Here is an 18,609-nt window from a genome sequence, read left to right as displayed (position 1 = left end):
TAGCTAACTTAGCACGACTTCTGCCGGGCGTCCAGAGTTCCACATCATTTAGCAAGATGCTCTGGACGCACAGCGGAGAAACCTTACGCCAGGTTAGCGTCCAGGAACTCTTTCAGTTGACCTTTGGACAGCGCGCCCACTTTGGTCGCCGCCACTTCGCCGTTTTTGAACAGCAGCAGGGTCGGGATACCACGGATACCGTATTTTGGTGCGGTACCCGGGTTCTGGTCGATGTTCAGCTTGGCAACGGTCAGTTTGCCCTGATATTCGTCGGCGATCTCATCCAGAATCGGGGCGATCATTTTGCAAGGACCACACCATTCAGCCCAGAAATCGACGAGGATCAGCCCGTCAGCCTTAAGTACGTCCGTGTCAAAACTGTCGTCTGTCAGGTGAATAATTTTATCGCTCATATATAACTCCACAGGAATAAGCCTGGTACGTTGGTTTTGTCTCCACCAACGACGTGTTGATGTCGCATTAACCAACTAAAGGTTGACTTTATTTCACCGGATACGCTTTCGTAAAGCAATAGTAAGCTGATATTCTACCACACTATGAGCAAAACACATTTAACAGAACAGAAGTTTTCCGACTTCGCCCTGCACCCAAAAGTGATTGAAGCCCTTGAAAACAAAGGCTTTCATAACTGCACGCCCATTCAGGCCCTCGCCCTGCCGCTGACGCTGGCCGGTCGCGATGTTGCAGGGCAGGCGCAAACCGGTACTGGCAAAACGATGGCGTTTTTGACGTCAACGTTTCATTATTTACTTTCTCACCCAGCGATTGCAGACCGCAAAGTTAACCAGCCGCGCGCGCTAATTATGGCCCCGACGCGAGAACTGGCGGTACAGATCCACGCAGACGCTGAACCCCTGGCACAGGCTACCGGCCTGAAGCTGGGTCTGGCCTATGGCGGTGACGGTTACGATAAGCAGCTGAAAGTGCTGGAAAGCGGTGTGGATATCCTGATCGGTACCACTGGCCGTCTTATCGATTACGCCAAACAGAACCACATTAACCTCGGTGCCATTCAGGTTGTGGTGCTCGATGAAGCCGACCGCATGTACGATTTGGGCTTCATTAAAGACATCCGCTGGCTGTTCCGCCGCATGCCGCCGGCCAACCAGCGTCTGAATATGCTGTTCTCTGCCACCCTCTCTTACCGTGTACGTGAACTGGCGTTCGAACAGATGAACAACGCCGAATATGTGGAAGTGGAGCCGGAGCAGAAAACGGGTCACCGCATTAAAGAAGAGCTCTTCTATCCTTCCAATGAAGAGAAAATGCGTCTGCTGCAAACGCTGATTGAAGAAGAGTGGCCGGATCGCGCCATTATCTTCGCGAACACCAAACACCGTTGTGAAGACATCTGGGGCCATCTGGCTGCTGATGGTCACCGTGTAGGTCTGTTGACCGGCGACGTGGCGCAGAAAAAACGCCTGCGTATTCTCGAAGAGTTTACCCGTGGCGATCTCGACATTCTGGTCGCAACCGACGTGGCAGCACGTGGTTTGCACATTCCAGCCGTGACGCACGTCTTCAACTATGACCTGCCAGACGACTGTGAAGACTATGTACACCGTATCGGTCGTACCGGTCGTGCGGGCGCAAGCGGTCACTCGATTAGCCTTGCGTGTGAAGAGTATGCACTGAATCTGCCCGCCATTGAGGCTTACATCGGTCACTCTATTCCGCAGAGCAAATACAATCCGGAAGCGCTGTTAAGCGAACTGCCGCCGCCTAAGCGTCTTACCCGCCCACGCTCCGGCAATGGTCCGCGTCGTTCAGGTGGCGCGCCGCGTAATCGTCGTCGTTCAGGTTAAGAAAATATGCTCAGCTCCACCTCGCTTTACGCAGCCATCGATCTCGGTTCGAATAGTTTTCATATGCTGGTTGTGCGCGAGGTGGCGGGAAGCATACAAACGCTGACGCGCATTAAGCGCAAGGTCCGCCTCGCGGCGGGCCTGAGCAGCGACAATTACCTCTCACCAGAAGCCATGGAACGTGGCTGGCAGTGTCTGCGGCTCTTCGCTGAGCGTCTGCAGGATATCCCCCATTCCCAAATCACCGTTGTCGCCACCGCGACACTCCGCCTGGCGGTTAACGCCGTGGATTTTATTGCCAGAGCGCAGGAAATTCTCGGTTGTCCGGTTCAGGTGATCAGCGGTGAAGAAGAAGCACGCCTGATTTATCAAGGTGTTGCGCATACCACAGGGGGCGACGATCGCCGTCTGGTGGTGGATATCGGCGGTGCCAGCACGGAGCTGGTCACCGGTACAGGCGCGCAGGCGACCTCGCTGTTTAGCCTGTCGATGGGCTGTGTGACCTGGCTTGAGCGCTACTTTGCCGACCGCAATCTCGGCAAAGAGAACTTCGACGAGGCAGAAAATGCCGCGCGCGAGGTATTACGTCCGGTGATGGACGAACTGCGCTATCACGGCTGGAAAGTCTGCGTAGGTGCCTCGGGTACCGTGCAGGCCTTGCAGGAAATCATGATGGCACAGGGCATGGACGAGCGGATTACGCTTGCCAAGCTTCAGCAGCTAAAACAGCGCGCTATTCAGTGCGGACGACTGGAAGAGCTGGAAATTGAAGGCCTGACCCTTGAACGTGCGCTGGTCTTCCCCAGCGGGCTGGCCATTCTGATCGCCATTTTCACCGAGCTCAACATCACCTGTATGACGCTGGCCGGCGGCGCACTGCGCGAAGGTCTGGTGTATGGGATGTTGCATCTGTCGGTTGATCAGGACATTCGTAGCCGTACCCTGCGCAACGTGCAGCGCCGTTTTCTGGTGGATATCGACCAGGCTGGTCGCGTGGCGCAACTGGCGTCACGCTTCGCCGATCAGGTCACTAACGCATGGGATCTCGATCATCTGAGCCGCGATCTCTTGCTGAGTGCCTGTGCGCTCCATGAAGTGGGGCTGAGCATTGATTTTAAGCAGGCTCCTGCTCACGCTGCGTATCTGGTGCGTAACCTTGATTTACCGGGTTATACCCCCGCCCAGAAAAAACTGCTGGCAACGCTGCTGCTGAACCAGACCAATGCCGTTGATCTCTCTTCTTTGCACCAGCAAAACGCCGTACCGCCGCGCGTGGCCGAGCATCTGTGCCGTCTGCTGCGTCTGGCGATCCTGTTTGCCAGCCGCCGCCGCGATGATTTGCTGCCTGCGATCAATCTGGTGGCCGATGACGAAAAATTGTCCCTGACGCTGCCTGAAAAGTGGCTGGATAATCACCCGCTTGGGGCTGAGTTGATCGAGCAGGAATGCCAGTGGCAGAGCTATGTGCACTGGGTGCTTGAGGTGAATTAATACCCTGAATATTGCCGGGTGGCGGCTTCGCCTTACCCGGCCTACAAAAAATTATCCTTTCTCTTTCGCTTTTGCCAGCATGGCGCGAATGTTCGCTACGTTAGCCTGCCCCTTGTGCATACGCTCTTCTGCGGTAATCACTTTGCGCTCCTGTTCCCAGATCAGGTCATCCTGCGGCAGTTCCAGCAGGAATCGGCTCGGCTCCGGGCGCACCAGCTCGCCGTATTGACGACGCTCTTTACACAGGGTGAACGTCAGCTCTTTCTGCGCGCGGGTGATCCCCACGTAGGCCAGACGGCGCTCCTCGTCGACGTTGTCTTCATCGATACTGCTCTGGTGCGGCAATAACCCCTCTTCCATGCCAACCAGATAGACATACGGGAACTCCAGCCCTTTTGACGCATGGAGCGTCATCAGCTGAACCTGATCGGCCTCTTCTTCGCTCTCACCGCGCTCCATCATATCGCGCAGGGTAAAGCGGGTGACCACCTGCGTCAGGGTCATTGGCTCGTCGATTTCGGAGCCTTCCAGCATTTCCGTCATCCAGCTGAACAGCTGGTTAACGTTTTTCATACGCATCTCTGCCGCCTTCGGGCTGGCAGACGTTTCATACAGCCAGGACTCGTAGTCGATGCCGTGGATCAGATCGCGGACGGCGGCCACCGGTTCACGCTCCGCCAGACGCTGCACTTCACCCAGCCAGTGGGTAAAGCGGGTTAACGAATCATAACCCCGACCGGTTAACGTCTGGCTCAGCCCCAGGTCGAAGCTGGCAGTGAACAGGCTTTTGTTGCGCGTCATCGCCCATTCGCCCAGCTTTTGCAGCGTCGCCGGACCAATCTCACGTTTCGGGGTATTCACAATACGCAGAAACGCGCTGTCATCATCCGGGTTGGTGAGCACGCGCAGGTAAGCCAGCAGATCTTTGATTTCCGGCCGCGAGAAGAACGAGGTGCCGCCCGAAATTTTGTACGGGATGCGGTTCTGCATCAGCATCTTTTCAAAGACGCGCGACTGATGATTACCGCGATAGAGGATCGCGTAATCCTTGTAGTCGGTTTTATTGACGAAGTGGTGAGCAATCAGTTCACCCGTGACGCGCTCCGCTTCGTGCTCTTCATTGTTGGCACTGAGCACTTTCAGCTCTGTGCCATAGCCGAGTTCGGAGAACAGGCGCTTCTCAAACACGTGCGGGTTATTGGCAATCAGAATATTGGCCGCTTTCAGGATGCGCCCCGAGGAGCGATAGTTCTGCTCGAGCTTAATAACCTGCAGCGCCGGAAAATCTTTACTCAACAGCACCAGGTTTTGTGGACGCGCACCGCGCCAGGAGTAAATAGACTGGTCGTCATCGCCTACCACGGTGAAACGCGCACGCTGTCCCACCAGCAGCTTCACCAGCTCATACTGGCTGGTATTGGTATCCTGATATTCATCCACCAGCAGGTAGCGGATCTTGTTTTGCCAGCGCTCGCGCACCTCTTCATTACGCTGCAGCAGCAACGTTGGCAGCAGGATCAGGTCGTCAAAATCCAGCACGTTGCACGCTTTCATGTGCGCATCGTACAGGCCGTAGCAATGGGCGAAGATCCGATCCCGTTCGCCTTTGGCACTCGCCGCCGCCTGTGCGGGAGTCATCAGATCGTTTTTCCAGTTGGAGATCGTCGAGATCAGCTGTTGCAACAGCACTTTGTCATCTTCGATCAGCCCCTCGGTGAGCTCTTTGAGCAACGCCACCTGATCGGTGTCATCGAAAAGCGAGAAGTTGGCCTTCATTCCCAGCGCCGCATATTCGCGTTTGATGATATCCAGCCCCAGCGTGTGGAAGGTGGAGATCATCAGGCCGCGTGCCTCTTTACGCCCCAGGGTCTGGCCGACACGCTCTTTCATTTCACGTGCCGCTTTATTGGTAAAGGTTACCGCCGCAATGTGCCTGGCCTGATAGCCGCAGCCGCGGATCAGGTGGGCAATTTTATTGGTGATCACGCGGGTTTTACCGGAACCAGCCCCCGCCAGCACCAGACACGGTCCGGTGACAAATTCGACGGCTTGTTGTTGTCCGGGGTTTAAACGCATAAATGATCACTCAATGAAAGTCAGGAGGGGAGAATAACAGCGTGGTAGTATAGCGAGCCTAATCCATACCACTCAAGGCACGATCATGGCAAAAACAGCAGCAGCACTGCATATTCTTGTTAAAGAAGAGAAACTGGCTCTGGATCTTCTGGAGCAGCTTAAAAACGGCGCCGATTTCGGCAAGCTGGCGAAGAAACACTCCATTTGTCCATCAGGCAAACGCGGTGGTGATTTAGGTGAATTCCGCCAGGGTCAGATGGTTCCGGCGTTTGATAAAGTGGTCTTCTCCTGCCCGGTGCTGGAGCCAACCGGACCGCTGCACACGCAGTTCGGCTACCACGTGATTAAAGTGCTGTATCGGAAATAAACAGCAAGGCCTTCTCTTAGAGAAGGCCTTTAATGTTTGCACCCTCTCCCTGTGGGAGAGGGCCAGGATGAGGGCATCAGCCCGCACCTGTTGTTAACCCGCTACCGCGATACGCTTCATGTCGGTCATGTAGCCACGCAGTTTGTGACCCACTTTCTCGATCTGGTGGCTGCGAATGGCTTCGTTTACATCACGCAGCTGTGCGTTGTCCACGGCACCTTCCGCAATCGCCTTGCCCAGATCGCCCGGCTGCAGGGTGGTCATGAACTCTTTCAGCAGCGGTACACAGGCATAAGAGAACAGATAGTTACCGTATTCTGCGGTATCCGAGATAACCACGTTCATTTCGTACAGACGCTTACGGGCGATGGTATTCGCGATCAGCGGCAGCTCGTGCAGTGATTCGTAGTAAGCAGACTCTTCGATGATGCCGGAATCCACCATGGTTTCGAACGCCAGCTCAACGCCTGCTTTCACCATCGCGATCATCAGTACGCCTTTATCGAAGTACTCCTGCTCACCGATTTTACCTTCATACTGTGGCGCGGTTTCGAACGCGGTTTTACCGGTCTCTTCACGCCAGGTCAGCAGTTTCTTATCGTCGTTCGCCCAGTCCGCCATCATACCGGAAGAGAACTCGCCGGAGATAATGTCGTCCATATGTTTCTGGAACAGCGGAGCCATGATGGTTTTCAGCTGCTCAGACAGCGCGTATGCACGCAATTTCGCCGGATTGGACAGACGGTCCATCATCAGGGTGATACCGCCCTGTTTCAGCGCTTCGGTGATGGTTTCCCAGCCGAACTGAATCAGTTTTTCTGCGTATGCCGGGTCGGTACCCTCTTCCACCAGCTTGTCGAAGCACAGCAGGGAGCCCGCCTGCAGCATGCCGCACAGAATGGTCTGCTCGCCCATCAGGTCAGATTTCACTTCAGCCACGAAGGACGATTCCAGAACGCCCGCACGGTGTCCGCCGGTCGCCGCTGCCCATGCTTTCGCGATCGCCATCCCTTCGCCTTTCGGATCGTTTTCCGGGTGAACCGCGATGAGGGTCGGCACGCCGAAACCACGCTTGTACTCTTCACGCACTTCTGTCCCCGGGCATTTCGGTGCAACCATCACGACGGTGATGTCTTTACGGATTTGCTCGCCCACTTCAACGATGTTGAAGCCGTGAGAGTAACCCAGCGCCGCGCCGTCTTTCATCAGCGGCTGCACGGAACGCACAACGTCAGAGTGCTGTTTGTCTGGCGTCAGGTTAACCACCAGATCCGCCTGCGGGATCAGCTCTTCGTAGGTACCTACTTTAAAACCGTTTTCGGTCGCTTTACGCCATGAAGCACGCTTCTCAGCAATGGCTTCTTTGCGCAGGGCGTAAGAGATATCCAGACCGGAGTCACGCATGTTCAGGCCCTGGTTCAGACCCTGTGCGCCACAGCCGACGATGACCACTTTTTTCCCCTGAAGATAGCTCGCGCCATCGGCAAATTCGTCGCGCGCCATAAAGCGGCATTTGCCCAGCTGCGCCAGCTGCTGGCGCAGATTCAGTGTGTTGAAGTAGTTAGCCATGGTGATACCTCGTGATGTTGTGTTGTCGTGCTTATTGTTCGGTTCGCTTATGCGAGAATGAACTTACTATATGACAGGAATTTTATTGCGGAAATTGATATATTCACAACGTCATGTTGCAATATCTGCAATGTAAAACGGGGGAGTGGAATCCGTGGATTTACGCGATCTGAAAATGTTCCTGCATCTGGCGGAAAGCCGCCATTTTGGCCGCAGCGCCCGGGCGATGCACGTCAGCCCCTCCACGCTTTCACGCCAGATCCAGCGTCTTGAAGAAGACCTCGGCCAGCCGCTGTTTGTGCGCGATAACCGTACCGTCACGCTCACGGAAGCGGGAGAAGAGCTGCGGATTTTTGCCCAGCAAACCTTGTTGCAGTATCAGCAGCTGCGGCACACCATCGATCAGCAAGGGCCGTCGCTCTCCGGTGAGCTGCATATTTTCTGCTCCGTGACCGCCGCCTACAGCCATCTGCCACCTATCCTTGACCGTTTCCGCGCGGAACACCCCTCGGTTGAAATTAAACTCACCACCGGCGACGCCGCCGACGCGATGGAAAAAGTGGTCACCGGCGAAGCGGATCTGGCGATTGCCGGAAAACCGGAAACCCTGCCCGGCGCGGTGGCGTTTTCGATGCTGGAAAATCTGGCGGTGGTACTGATCGCTCCGGCGCTGCCGTGCCCGGTGCGTAATCAGGTGTCAGTGGAAAAGCCGGACTGGTCAACGGTACCGTTTATCATGGCCGATCAGGGGCCGGTACGTCGCCGCATCGAGCTGTGGTTCCGTCGGCAAAAAATCAGCAATCCATCGATTTACGCCACGGTCGGTGGTCATGAGGCGATGGTGTCAATGGTGGCACTCGGCTGCGGCGTGGCGCTGCTGCCGGAAGTGGTGCTGGAAAATAGCCCAGAGCCGGTACGTAATCGCGTGATGATTTTAGAACGCAGCGATGAGAAGACGCCGTTTGAGCTTGGTGTATGTGCACAAAAAAAGCGGCTGCATGAGCCGCTTATTGATGCGTTCTGGAAGATATTGCCGAACCACTGAAGCCGGGTGGCGCTGCGCTTACCTGGCCAACGCGCAGCCGAACCGTTAGCCCGCGAGGAAGAACCTGAACGCCGGGTTATGGGTTTCATCGTGGCACTCGTAGCCCAGCTCGTTCAGGCGCGTTTCGAAATCCGGCTCGTGCTCGGCGAGTTCAAACGCCGCCAGCACGCGGCCGTAATCGGTGCCGTGGCTGCGGTAGTGGAACAGGGAGATATTCCAGTGCGTGCCCAGCGTATGCAGGAACTTCAGCAGCGCACCCGGTGATTCCGGGAATTCGAAGCTGTAAAGACGTTCCTGGAGTGGCTTCGACGGACGTCCGCCGACCATATAGCGCACGTGCAGCTTCGCCATTTCGTCGTCGGAGAGATCCACCACGCTGTAGCCACCTTCATGCAACAGGTTGAGAATCTCTTTGCGCTCTTCCAGACCGCGGCTTAAACGCACGCCGACAAAAATGCAGGCGTCTTTCGCATCGGCAAAACGGTAGTTGAACTCCGTCACCGAACGGCCACCCAGCAGCTGGCAGAACTTGAGGAAACTGCCCTTCTCTTCCGGAATAGTGACCGCCAGCAGCGCTTCACGCTGTTCACCCAGCTCGCAGCGCTCGGAAACGTAGCGCAGGCCGTGGAAATTGACGTTAGCCCCCGAGAGTACGTGCGCCAGGCGCTCGCCGCGAATATTGTGCTGGGCGATGTATTTTTTCATTCCCGCCAGCGCCAGCGCGCCGGACGGTTCTGCCACCGCACGCACATCCTCAAACAGATCTTTCATCGCTGCACAGATTGCATCACTGTCAACGGTAATGATGTCATCGAGATACTCCCGACACAGGCGGAAGGTTTCGTCGCCAATGCGTTTCACCGCCACACCTTCGGCAAACAGCCCGACGCGGGGCAGATCTACCGGATGCCCGGCATCCAGCGCCGCTTTCAGGCAGGCAGAATCTTCGGCTTCCACGGCAATGACTTTGATCTGCGGCATCAGCTGTTTGATCAGCACCGCCACGCCCGCCGCTAATCCACCACCGCCCACCGGAACGAAAACGCGGTCGAGATGGGCATCCTGCTGCAGCAGCTCCAGCGCCAGCGTGCCCTGGCCGGCAATCACCATCGGGTGGTCGAACGGCGGCACCCAGGTGAATCCCTGCTGTTGCGCCAGCTCAATCGCTTTGGCTTTCGCTTCATCAAAGTTTGCCCCATGGAGTAGCACTTCGCCGCCGAAGCCTCGTACCGCGTCGACTTTGATATCCGCAGTAGCCACCGGCATCACGATTAACGCTTTCAACCCTAAACGGGCAGACGAGAACGCCACACCCTGCGCATGGTTACCGGCAGACGCCGTAATCACGCCGCGCGCTTTTTGCTCATCGCTCAGCCCGGCCATCATCGCGTAGGCCCCGCGTAGCTTAAAGCTGTGCACCGGCTGACGGTCTTCACGCTTTACCAGAATGACGTTGTCGAGGCGCGAGGAGAGTTTTTCCATTTTCTGCAGCGGAGTGACCTGTACCGCTTCATAGACCGGCGCGCGCAGCACCGCCCGGAGATATTCCGCCCCCTCAGGGGCGGCGGATAAGGGTTGTGACTCGGCCATCATTAGCCCCCAAGTTTCGATTTATCGCGTACCGCGCCTTTGTCTGCACTGGTCGCCAGGCTCGCGTAAGCGCGCAGGGCAAAGGAGACTTCACGCTGGCGGTCTTTTGGCGTCCAGGCTTTATCACCGCGCGCTTCCTGTGCTTCACGACGCGCCGCAATTTCCTGATCGCTCAGCTTGAGCTGGATCCCGCGATTCGGAATGTCGATTTCGATCAGGTCACCATCTTCGATGATGGCGATGTTGCCGCCGCTTGCCGCTTCCGGAGAGACGTGGCCGATGGAGAGGCCTGAAGTACCGCCCGAAAAACGTCCGTCGGTGATCAGCGCGCAGGCTTTACCGAGGCCCATGGATTTCAGGAAAGTGGTTGGGTAGAGCATCTCCTGCATGCCCGGCCCGCCTTTTGGCCCTTCGTAGCGGATGACAACCACGTCGCCCTCCACCACTTTACCGCCCAGGATGGCGTCTACCGCCTCATCCTGGCTTTCGTAGACTTTTGCCGGGCCAGTAAACTTGAGGATGCTGTCATCTACGCCAGCGGTTTTAACGATACAGCCATTTTCAGCGAAGTTACCGTACAGCACAGCCAGACCGCCATCTTTGCTGTAGGCATGTTCAAGAGAGCGGATGCACCCTTCAGCGCGGTCATCGTCCAGCGTGTCCCAGCGGCAATCCTGGGAGAAGGCCTGCGTGGTGCGAATACCGGCCGGGCCAGCGCGGAACATCTTTTTCACCGCGTCGTCTTTGGTCAGCATCACGTCGTATTTATCCAGCGTCTGCGGCAGCGTCAGGCCAAGCACGTTCTGAACGTCGCGGTTCAGCAGCCCGGCGCGATCCAGCTCGCCGAGAATACCGATGACGCCACCCGCGCGGTGGACGTCTTCCATGTGGTATTTCTGGGTGCTTGGCGCGACCTTACACAGCTGCGGCACTTTGCGGGAGAGCTTATCGATATCGCTCATGGTGAAGTCGATTTCGGCTTCCTGCGCGGCAGCCAGCAGGTGCAGAACGGTGTTGGTGGAACCGCCCATGGCGATATCCAGCGTCATGGCGTTTTCAAACGCGGCCTTGCTGGCGATGTTGCGCGGCAGCGCGCTGGCATCGTCCTGCTCGTAGTAACGTTTGGTCAGTTCAACGATGCGCTTACCAGCGTTAAGGAACAGCTGTTTACGATCGGCGTGGGTCGCCAGCAGCGAGCCGTTGCCCGGCTGAGACAGGCCCAGCGCTTCGGTCAGACAGTTCATGGAGTTGGCGGTGAACATCCCGGAACAGGAGCCGCAGGTTGGGCACGCGGAGCGCTCCACCTGATTACTCTGCTCGTCAGAGACTTTCGGGTCCGCGCCCTGAATCATCGCATCCACCAGGTCGAGCTTGATGATTTTGTCGGAAAGCTTGGTTTTACCCGCTTCCATTGGACCGCCGGAGACGAAGATCACCGGAATGTTCAGGCGCAGGGAGGCCATCAGCATCCCCGGGGTGATTTTATCGCAGTTGGAGATACAAACCATGGCATCAGCGCAGTGGGCGTTAACCATGTACTCCACCGAGTCGGCGATCAGCTCGCGCGACGGCAGTGAATAGAGCATGCCCCCGTGACCCATCGCGATACCGTCATCCACCGCAATGGTGTTGAACTCTTTCGCCACCCCGCCAGCAGCTTCAATTTGCTCGGCAACCAGCTTACCGAGATCGCGCAGGTGCACGTGGCCCGGTACAAACTGGGTAAAGGAGTTCACCACGGCGATAATCGGCTTACCGAAATCAGCGTCGGTCATCCCGGTGGCGCGCCACAGCGCGCGGGCACCGGCCATGTTACGGCCGTGGGTGGTGGTGGCGGAACGATACTTAGGCATGCTTTATTTACTCCCGTCTGACGAGTCAAAGGGACGGTGCGTGCCGTCCCATATTTATGCTTATTGATTAACCTGATCCAACCAGCCGTATTTGTCTTCTGTTTCGCCGGTAAAGAGGCCGAAGAAGGCTTGTTGAATGCGTTTGGTGACCGGACCACAGCGGCCTGCGCCTACCTGAATACCGTCTACGCTGCGAACCGGCGTGATTTCAGCCGCGGTACCGGACATAAACACTTCATCCGCCAGGTACAAGGATTCGCGGGACAGGACCTGCTCACGCACTTCGATACCCAGATCTTTCGCCAGCTTGATGATGGCGTCACGGGTGATGCCCGGCAGCGCGGACGAGGTGAACGGCGGCGTGAACAGGATGCCATCTTTCACTTCAAACAGGTTTTCACCGGCGCCTTCGGAGATGTAGCCGTTCACATCGAGCGCGATACCTTCCTGATATCCGTGACGGCGCGCTTCGCTACCGACCAGCAGGGAAGAGAGGTAGTTACCGCCCGCTTTAGCGGCGGTCGGGATCGTATTGGGTGCCACACGATTCCAGGAAGAGACCATTGCGTCGATCCCCTGCTCCAGCGCTTCTGCACCCAGGTAGGCACCCCACGGGAACGCGGCAATGATCACATCCGTGGTATAACCGGCTGGCGGGTTAACGCCCATCCCTACGTCACCCACGAAAACCAGCGGACGAATATAGGCACTGGTCAGATTGTTTTTACGGATGACCTCGCGGCAGGCTTCCATCAGCTCATCAACGCTCTGAGAAACCGGGAAACGATAAATTTTGGCTGAGTCATGCAGACGCTGCATATGTTCACGATGACGGAACACCACTGGCCCTTTGTGAGAGTCGTAGCAACGGATCCCTTCAAAGACAGAAGTACCGTAGTGCAGCGCGTGGGACATCACGTGGACTTTCGCGTCCTCCCAGCGAACCATCTCACCATTGAACCAAATGTAATCAGCTTTTTTTGTCGTCATTTTCTCTTCCTGTCACGCTTAAGCGCGGATTTGTTGTGATGTGGTTGTGCTCTGGCAGATGGCAACATGGGCAACGTCTACCAGCTTTGATAACTGACTAAACAGTAAGTCTACCGGGCGCGGGCTGGCAACGGTTAATTCGATACTGATGTTTTGGGCGTCAGTGGCCGTCTCCATATTCATAGAGCAAATCTGAAAGCCACGATGACGGACCACGCGCAAAACGCGCTCTAATGTCTCTGGATTGAAGCGAGCCTGCACGGCGACCTGATGTTGCATCATGATAATTTCTCCAGCATTTGTGAGTTACTGGCACCTGGCGGTACCAACGGCCAGACATTCTCAAGCTCGTCGATTGAGACATGAAGCAGGTAAGGCCCTTCGCTTGACAGCATGGTGTCGAGTGCCGCTTCAACCTGGTCTTTACGGGTGATGTGCTGGCCAGGAATGCCAAAGGCGCTGGCCAGGGTGAGGAAATCGGGATTATCAGTCAGAGTGGTTTCGCTGTAACGCTCCTGGAAGAAGAGTTGTTGCCACTGGCGAACCATCCCTAAACGCTGGTTATCGAGCAACACGATCTTCAGCGGCAACTGCTTGCGCTTCACGGTGCCCAGCTCCTGAACGTTCATCATGAAGGAGCCGTCACCGGAGATACAGATTACCGTATCGTTCGGGCGGGCAACCTGCGCACCCACGGCAGCAGGCAAGCCGAAGCCCATCGTGCCTAACCCGCTGGAGGTGATGAAATTTTCCGGGCGGGTATAGGTCATGTGCTGGGCGGACCACATCTGGTGTTGCCCCACATCCGTCGTCACCACGCTGTCTGCGGGTTTCCGATCGGACAACTGCTTCAACAGCAGCGGCGCGTAGATGGCGTCGCCAGGATGATCGTAACGCCAGGCGTGTTCAGCGCGCAGGTCTGAGGTGTGCTGACGCCAGGCATTGATATCCAGTGGCTGCTGTAATGCCGGTAACAGCGTATTGAGATCGCCCTGCAAGGCAACATGCGCCTGACGCAATTTGTTCATCTCCGCAGGGTCGATATCCATATGGATCACTTTGGCATTCGGCGCGAAGGTATTCAGCTTACCGGTGACGCGATCGTCAAAACGGGCACCCACGGCGATGAGCAAGTCACACTCCTGAACGGCCAGATTTGCCGCTTTGGTACCGTGCATCCCTAGCATGCCCAGATAACAGGGATAATCCGCATCTACCGCACCCAGCCCTTTCAGCGTGCAGGTAGCAGGCATTTGCGTCACCGCGATAAATTCACGCAGGGCAGGAACTGCCTGCGCCATGCCCACGCCACCACCGACGTACAGCATCGGCTGTTTCGCCTGGGCCAACATCTGCCGCGCCTCTTCCACTTCCGCATGCGGAAACGCATCGTCGCTCCCAACAGTGGAGAAGTGCGGTTCGAGATCGCCGATGGCCACCTGGATATCTTTCGGGATATCAACCAGAACCGGACCTGGACGGCCGGAGCTTGCCACCTCGAACGCTTCTGCCATCACCCGCGGCAGCTCTTCCAGAGACTGGACGAGGAAACTGTGTTTGGTGCAGGCCAGGGATAAGCCGAGAACGTCCACTTCCTGGAAAGCGTCGGTACCGATGAAGGGAGATGCAACCTGTCCGGTGATGGCGACGACCGGAACGGAATCGAGCAGCGCATCAGCCAGACCGGTGATCAGGTTAGTTGCACCGGGACCCGAGGTCGCCATGCAGACGCCGGTTTTGCCGGTGGCGCGCGCATAACCGATCGCCGCCATTGCCGCGCCCTGCTCGTGTCGGCACAACAGGTGCTCCACGCCGCCGTCATACAGTGCATCGTAAATCGGCATAATTGCGCCACCCGGATAACCGAATACTGTTTCGACTCCCTGCGCGCGCAACGCATGTACTACCCACTGTGCCCCATTCATAGTTAGTTCCCCGTCATAAATCGGGAGAAACAGAATTTTGTGCTATTTGTCATTCTCTGCTCCTCATTTGCGTTTTTTAGTCATAAAAAAACCCCCGGACCTTTCGGTGCGGGGGTCTTAGTTCGTTAAGGCTTGATTTCTAAGCCTTTCCTCGTCCAAGTGCAGCCCCGCACGGTGGGATAATAATCACCACCACGCTAATCACGACCAGGCTAATCACTCGTAGAAGGGCTGTCATTTTCAGTTCTTTTTGCATCTTGTTCGAAGGAATACCTAAAGAGTTATCACAGTTTTTAAACCAAACACAAGATTTATTTATGACCATTTTGATTAGCTCGCGAACCATATCTTTGAAAAGCATTGTTTTATATGAGAAAAACAGATGGTGAATATTTTTCATTTTTTTCGCCGCCGCCAGGTCATCATAACGGGCTCGTTTTTTTCTGCGATGTGGCTTCCACTCACAAGAAATGATTGCAAATTGCTGCTAAAAGTCTGGAAGTAATGCCGTAAAACACAAAAACAGCACTCAAGGTATGAAAGCGATAGTGGCATAGTCAGCGCCCGAGGAGGTGCTTATGTCACTGTCAGTTGTTTATACGCGTGCGGCTATTGGAGTAAAAGCACCGCTTATTTCTGTGGAGGTTCATCTGAGTAATGGACTGCCCGGCTTAACGCTTGTCGGCTTGCCAGAGACAACGGTGAAAGAAGCCAGAGATCGGGTCCGCAGCGCCATTATCAATAGCGGTTATACCTTCCCGGCGAAAAAGATCACCATCAACCTGGCACCAGCAGATCTGCCTAAAGAGGGCGGGAGATATGATTTACCTATCGCTATTGCGCTTCTCGCCGCTTCTGAACAGCTTAATACATCCAGGCTAGGCTCGTACGAGTTCATCGGTGAACTGGCGCTTACAGGCGCGCTGAGAGGCGTTCCTGGCGCTATCTCTGGCGCGCTGGAAGCCATACGTGCCGGTCGCGAAATCATTCTTGCCAATGAAAACAGTGCGGAAGTGAGCCTGATAGCCGAAAAAGGGTGCCTTATTGCCGGGCATTTGCAGGAGGTCTGCGCCCATCTTGAAGGGCGGCATAGGTTGTCAGAGCCCGAAGAAACGGAAGATATACCGCCTGAAAGCACCGACGATCTCAGCGATATTATCGGTCAGGAGCAGGGAAAGCGAGCGCTGGAGATCACCGCTGCCGGCGGGCATAACCTGTTGCTGATTGGCCCGCCGGGTACCGGAAAAACGATGCTGGCGAGCCGGTTGAATGGTTTACTTCCACCACTCAGTAACCATGAAGCACTCGAAAGCGCTGCGATAGTGAGCCTGGTGAGTTCAGTGTCGTTGCAAAAACAGTGGCGACGTCGCCCTTTCCGCTCTCCGCACCACAGCGCGTCCCTGACGGCCATGGTCGGAGGAGGTTCCATTCCGGGGCCAGGAGAGATTTCACTGGCACATAACGGCATCCTGTTTCTTGATGAACTACCTGAGTTTGAGCGGCGCGTGTTGGATGCCCTAAGGGAGCCGATTGAATCCGGAGAGATACATATCTCACGCACCCGAGCCAAAATAAGCTATCCGGCACAGTTCCAGCTGGTTGCGGCAATGAACCCCAGCCCGTCAGGTCATTATCAGGGGAATCACAACCGCTGTACGCCTGAACAAACGCTGCGATATCTGGGAAAGTTATCAGGCCCTTTCCTGGATCGTTTCGATTTATCCCTGGAGATCCCTTTGCCTCCTCCCGGCCTGCTCAGCCAGAGCAGTGTCAGAGGAGAGTGTTCAGTAACGGTTCGCGATCGGGTTATTGCTGCTCAGGCCCGGCAGTACAGGCGGCAAAATAAACTGAATGCCCGTCTGGATAATGCTGAGATCCGACAGTTTTGCCAGCTAAAGGCTGAGGATGCGACGTGGCTGGAGGAAACGTTGACGCGCTTCGGGCTCTCCATTCGTGCATGGCAGCGTCTTTTAAAAGTTGCTCGTACTATCGCCGATGTGGAAAGCAGTCATGCAATTGAGAGACAGCATCTGCAGGAAGCGTTGAGCTATCGGGCAATCGACCGTTTACTTTTGCACCTGCAAAAGTTACTGGCGTAAAAAAGGGGCCGCAGCCCCTTTTTTCTTAGTCATCAGACTCGGTGTAATCTTCAGCACCTTCCATCTGCGGCTTACCGCCAGAAAGGGTATGGAAACGCTTTGGACGCTTAATGCGCGCCATGTACTTGATCCATACACGTTCCGCTTCAGATTGTGGTTCACGCTCACCACGGCACACGGAGACAAACTGCTTTTCATCTTCCGTTGCAGGCTCACGTTTACCCAGATCCAGCTCGTTGAAGGCATAACCATGACGCTCAAGCAGCTGCGCCTCTTTGATGGTGAAGTCGCCGTGACGAGAGAACCCGCGTGGATAATTTTTATTGTCGAAAAAACGATTAGTCGTCGTAAAGCTTTCCGCCATCCTACACGCTCCTAATTCTTTGGCCGAGCTATTTATGGCGCGGAGTATTAGTTACGCTTGACAGAGTGTAAAACAAAACATTTAAATCATAACGACAAATAATTTTGCGGAGAAAGATGTGGATACGGAATTGCTAAAAACTTTCCTTGAAGTGAGCAGAACACGCCACTTTGGGCGAGCAGCTGAAGCCCTTTATCTGACGCAGTCAGCAGTCAGTTTTCGTATTCGACAGCTGGAAAATCAACTGGGTGTGAATCTTTTTACCCGCCATCGCAACAACATCCGTTTGACACCTGCGGGTGAAAAACTGCTCCCGTACGCAGAAACGCTGATGAATACCTGGCAGGCAGCGCGCAAAGAGGTTGCCCATACTTCGAGGCACAATGAGTTCTCGATTGGGGCCAGCGCTTCTCTGTGGGAATGTATGTTAAGTCAGTGGCTTACCCGGCTGTATCATTCTCATGGTCATTTGCAATTCGAAGCCAGGATTGCGCAACGGCAGTCGCTGGTTAAGCAACTTCATGAGCGTCAGCTTGATCTTCTGATCACGACCGAAGCCCCCAAGATGGATGAATTTAGCAGCCAGATTGTTGGCCAGTTTGGTCTGGCGCTTTATGCCTCTGAACCTTCGATGATGAAGGCAGACCTGACCTATTTGCGGCTGGAATGGGGACCAGATTTTCAGCAACATGAGGCGGGATTGATTGCACCTGATGATGTTCCACAGTTAACAACCAGCTCTGCAGAGATCGCCTGCCAGCAACTGCCCTTGTTAAAAGGGTGTACGTGGTTACCGGTTCGCTGGGCAGACACTAAAGCCGGGCTGCATACCGTGGTGGATTCCACCACGCTTACCAGGCCGCTGTATGCCATTTGGCTGCAAAATAGTGATAAGCAATCGCAGATCAAAGATCTATTAAAAATCAACGTGATGGATTGATATAGCAGCCAGCAGGGAGGCTGGCTGAAAATGAAGAAGCGGTGCTGTAGAGTATTTCGGGCAAAAAAAATCCTTTGCCGAAGCAAAGGATTATATATGGCAGGGGCGGAGAGACTCGAACTCGCGACACCCGGTTTTGGAGACCGGTGCTCTACCAACTGAGCTACGCCCCTAAAGTTTTTTGCCATTAAGCCTGCCAGTAAGGCAGGCTTAATGTCTTAATAAGTGGCGGAACGGACGGGACTCGAACCCGCGACCCCCTGCGTGACAGGCAGGTATTCTAACCGACTGAACTACCGCTCCACCGAAGACTGCTTGTAACCACCGGATTAATGCACCGGCTTACTACTTAATTTGATGCCTGGCAGTTCCCTACTCTCACATGGGGAGACCCCACACTACCATCGGCGCTACGGCGTTTCACTTCTGAGTTCGGCATGGGGTCAGGTGGGACCACCGCGCTAAAGCCGCCAG

17 protein-coding genes, 2 tRNA genes and 1 rRNA gene are annotated in these 18,609 nt (G+C 55.5%); 6 read left to right on the top strand and 14 right to left on the bottom strand.

Annotated features, from left to right (window positions below):
• Window positions 1–83: 83 nt before the first annotated feature.
• On the bottom strand, window positions 84–413 hold the full coding sequence (gene trxA, locus GM298_RS19195) for a thioredoxin TrxA (RefSeq protein WP_006179218.1): 330 nt from the start codon (window positions 411–413) through the stop codon (window positions 84–86).
• A 144-nt stretch (window positions 414–557) separates the two neighbouring features.
• On the opposite strand from trxA, the gene rhlB reads away from it, so the two are divergent.
• Complete coding sequence (gene rhlB, locus GM298_RS19190; protein ID WP_025757583.1) at window positions 558–1,826, top strand: ATP-dependent RNA helicase RhlB; 1,269 nt, start codon at window positions 558–560, stop codon at window positions 1,824–1,826.
• Between the two features lie 6 nt (window positions 1,827–1,832).
• Window positions 1,833–3,317: a guanosine-5'-triphosphate,3'-diphosphate diphosphatase gene (gene gppA, locus GM298_RS19185; protein ID WP_045285571.1), complete on the top strand. Its 1,485-nt coding sequence runs from the start codon at window positions 1,833–1,835 to the stop codon at window positions 3,315–3,317.
• Between the two features lie 51 nt (window positions 3,318–3,368).
• Here the strand turns inward: gppA and rep are convergent, their stop codons facing one another.
• Window positions 3,369–5,393: a DNA helicase Rep gene (rep, locus tag GM298_RS19180; RefSeq protein ID WP_025757586.1), complete on the bottom strand. Its 2,025-nt coding sequence runs from the start codon at window positions 5,391–5,393 to the stop codon at window positions 3,369–3,371.
• Window positions 5,394–5,478: 85 nt separating this feature from the next.
• Between rep and ppiC the strand changes: the two genes are divergently transcribed.
• Window positions 5,479–5,760: a peptidylprolyl isomerase PpiC gene (gene ppiC / locus GM298_RS19175; protein WP_013099282.1), complete on the top strand. Its 282-nt coding sequence runs from the start codon at window positions 5,479–5,481 to the stop codon at window positions 5,758–5,760.
• A 93-nt stretch (window positions 5,761–5,853) separates the two neighbouring features.
• Here ppiC and ilvC read toward each other — a convergent pair whose 3' ends face one another.
• Entirely contained in the window at window positions 5,854–7,329 is a 1,476-nt protein-coding gene (gene ilvC / locus GM298_RS19170) for a ketol-acid reductoisomerase (protein ID WP_008501571.1), read from the bottom strand.
• Window positions 7,330–7,483: 154 nt separating this feature from the next.
• On the opposite strand from ilvC, the gene ilvY reads away from it, so the two are divergent.
• Window positions 7,484–8,374 (top strand): HTH-type transcriptional activator IlvY, encoded by an 891-nt coding sequence (gene ilvY, locus GM298_RS19165; RefSeq protein ID WP_017382574.1) that lies wholly within the window; start codon window positions 7,484–7,486, stop codon window positions 8,372–8,374.
• Window positions 8,375–8,419: 45 nt separating this feature from the next.
• On the opposite strand, the gene ilvA is transcribed toward ilvY, so the two are convergent.
• The 7 genes from ilvA to ilvL form a co-directional block, all read right to left on the bottom strand.
• A complete protein-coding gene (gene ilvA, locus GM298_RS19160; RefSeq protein WP_126801312.1) occupies window positions 8,420–9,964 on the bottom strand; it encodes a threonine ammonia-lyase, biosynthetic in 1,545 nt (514 codons plus the stop codon).
• A 2-nt stretch (window positions 9,965–9,966) separates the two neighbouring features.
• On the bottom strand, window positions 9,967–11,817 hold the full coding sequence (ilvD, locus tag GM298_RS19155; protein WP_045285569.1) for a dihydroxy-acid dehydratase: 1,851 nt from the start codon (window positions 11,815–11,817) through the stop codon (window positions 9,967–9,969).
• Window positions 11,818–11,877: 60 nt separating this feature from the next.
• Window positions 11,878–12,807, bottom strand: a complete 930-nt coding sequence (gene ilvE / locus GM298_RS19150; RefSeq protein WP_013099287.1) for a branched-chain-amino-acid transaminase — start codon at window positions 12,805–12,807, stop codon at window positions 11,878–11,880.
• A gap of 18 nt (window positions 12,808–12,825) precedes the next feature.
• Window positions 12,826–13,089, bottom strand: coding sequence for an acetolactate synthase 2 small subunit (gene ilvM / locus GM298_RS19145; protein WP_003860184.1), 264 nt, complete (start codon window positions 13,087–13,089; stop codon window positions 12,826–12,828).
• Complete coding sequence (gene ilvG, locus GM298_RS19140) at window positions 13,086–14,732, bottom strand: acetolactate synthase 2 catalytic subunit (RefSeq protein WP_262784534.1); 1,647 nt, start codon at window positions 14,730–14,732, stop codon at window positions 13,086–13,088. Before ilvG ends, ilvM begins: the two co-directional genes overlap by 4 nt.
• A gap of 2 nt (window positions 14,733–14,734) precedes the next feature.
• Complete coding sequence (gene ilvX / locus GM298_RS19135; RefSeq protein ID WP_102046757.1) at window positions 14,735–14,785, bottom strand: peptide IlvX; 51 nt, start codon at window positions 14,783–14,785, stop codon at window positions 14,735–14,737.
• A gap of 86 nt (window positions 14,786–14,871) precedes the next feature.
• Window positions 14,872–14,970 (bottom strand): ilv operon leader peptide, encoded by a 99-nt coding sequence (gene ilvL / locus GM298_RS19130; RefSeq protein WP_001311244.1) that lies wholly within the window; start codon window positions 14,968–14,970, stop codon window positions 14,872–14,874.
• A 340-nt stretch (window positions 14,971–15,310) separates the two neighbouring features.
• On the opposite strand from ilvL, the gene GM298_RS19125 reads away from it, so the two are divergent.
• On the top strand, window positions 15,311–16,831 hold the full coding sequence (locus GM298_RS19125) for a YifB family Mg chelatase-like AAA ATPase (protein ID WP_025757595.1): 1,521 nt from the start codon (window positions 15,311–15,313) through the stop codon (window positions 16,829–16,831).
• A gap of 25 nt (window positions 16,832–16,856) precedes the next feature.
• Here the strand turns inward: GM298_RS19125 and GM298_RS19120 are convergent, their stop codons facing one another.
• Complete coding sequence (locus GM298_RS19120) at window positions 16,857–17,195, bottom strand: DUF413 domain-containing protein (RefSeq protein ID WP_025757596.1); 339 nt, start codon at window positions 17,193–17,195, stop codon at window positions 16,857–16,859.
• Window positions 17,196–17,313: 118 nt separating this feature from the next.
• Here GM298_RS19120 and hdfR point away from each other — a divergent pair, with 118 nt between their 5' ends.
• Window positions 17,314–18,135 (top strand): HTH-type transcriptional regulator HdfR, encoded by an 822-nt coding sequence (gene hdfR, locus GM298_RS19115; RefSeq protein WP_025757599.1) that lies wholly within the window; start codon window positions 17,314–17,316, stop codon window positions 18,133–18,135.
• A 97-nt stretch (window positions 18,136–18,232) separates the two neighbouring features.
• On the opposite strand, the gene GM298_RS19110 is transcribed toward hdfR, so the two are convergent.
• From GM298_RS19110 to rrf, 3 genes are all read right to left on the bottom strand, one after another.
• Window positions 18,233–18,308: transfer RNA gene (locus tag GM298_RS19110), tRNA-Trp, on the bottom strand.
• Between the two features lie 53 nt (window positions 18,309–18,361).
• Window positions 18,362–18,438 (bottom strand) — tRNA-Asp (locus GM298_RS19105).
• A gap of 56 nt (window positions 18,439–18,494) precedes the next feature.
• Window positions 18,495–18,609: ribosomal RNA gene (rrf, locus tag GM298_RS19100) — 5S ribosomal RNA — on the bottom strand.

Origin of the sequence: Enterobacter sp. HSTU-ASh6, assembly GCF_026319105.1 — a bacterium.
GTDB classification, from domain to species: domain Bacteria; phylum Pseudomonadota; class Gammaproteobacteria; order Enterobacterales; family Enterobacteriaceae; genus Enterobacter; species Enterobacter sichuanensis.
Note: the sequence above shows the minus strand (reverse complement) of the source record. Positions and strands in the feature narration are given on the sequence as shown.

Excerpts from the sequence above, each read along its gene's own strand:
- ilvM (WP_003860184.1), bottom strand. The coding sequence starts at position 13,089 with ATGATGCAACATCAGGTCGCCGTGCAGGCTCGCTTCAATCCAGAGACA.
- ilvE (WP_013099287.1), bottom strand. The coding sequence starts at position 12,807 with ATGACGACAAAAAAAGCTGATTACATTTGGTTCAATGGTGAGATGGTT.
- ilvD (WP_045285569.1), bottom strand. The coding sequence starts at position 11,817 with ATGCCTAAGTATCGTTCCGCCACCACCACCCACGGCCGTAACATGGCC.
- ppiC (WP_013099282.1), top strand. The coding sequence starts at position 5,479 with ATGGCAAAAACAGCAGCAGCACTGCATATTCTTGTTAAAGAAGAGAAA.
- ilvC (WP_008501571.1), bottom strand. The coding sequence starts at position 7,329 with ATGGCTAACTACTTCAACACACTGAATCTGCGCCAGCAGCTGGCGCAG.
- GM298_RS19120 (WP_025757596.1), bottom strand. The coding sequence starts at position 17,195 with ATGGCGGAAAGCTTTACGACGACTAATCGTTTTTTCGACAATAAAAAT.
- ilvL (WP_001311244.1), bottom strand. The coding sequence starts at position 14,970 with ATGACAGCCCTTCTACGAGTGATTAGCCTGGTCGTGATTAGCGTGGTG.
- rep (WP_025757586.1), bottom strand. The coding sequence starts at position 5,393 with ATGCGTTTAAACCCCGGACAACAACAAGCCGTCGAATTTGTCACCGGA.
- ilvG (WP_262784534.1), bottom strand. The coding sequence starts at position 14,732 with ATGAATGGGGCACAGTGGGTAGTACATGCGTTGCGCGCGCAGGGAGTC.
- GM298_RS19125 (WP_025757595.1), top strand. The coding sequence starts at position 15,311 with ATGTCACTGTCAGTTGTTTATACGCGTGCGGCTATTGGAGTAAAAGCA.
- trxA (WP_006179218.1), bottom strand. The coding sequence starts at position 413 with ATGAGCGATAAAATTATTCACCTGACAGACGACAGTTTTGACACGGAC.
- ilvA (WP_126801312.1), bottom strand. The coding sequence starts at position 9,964 with ATGGCCGAGTCACAACCCTTATCCGCCGCCCCTGAGGGGGCGGAATAT.
- gppA (WP_045285571.1), top strand. The coding sequence starts at position 1,833 with ATGCTCAGCTCCACCTCGCTTTACGCAGCCATCGATCTCGGTTCGAAT.
- rhlB (WP_025757583.1), top strand. The coding sequence starts at position 558 with ATGAGCAAAACACATTTAACAGAACAGAAGTTTTCCGACTTCGCCCTG.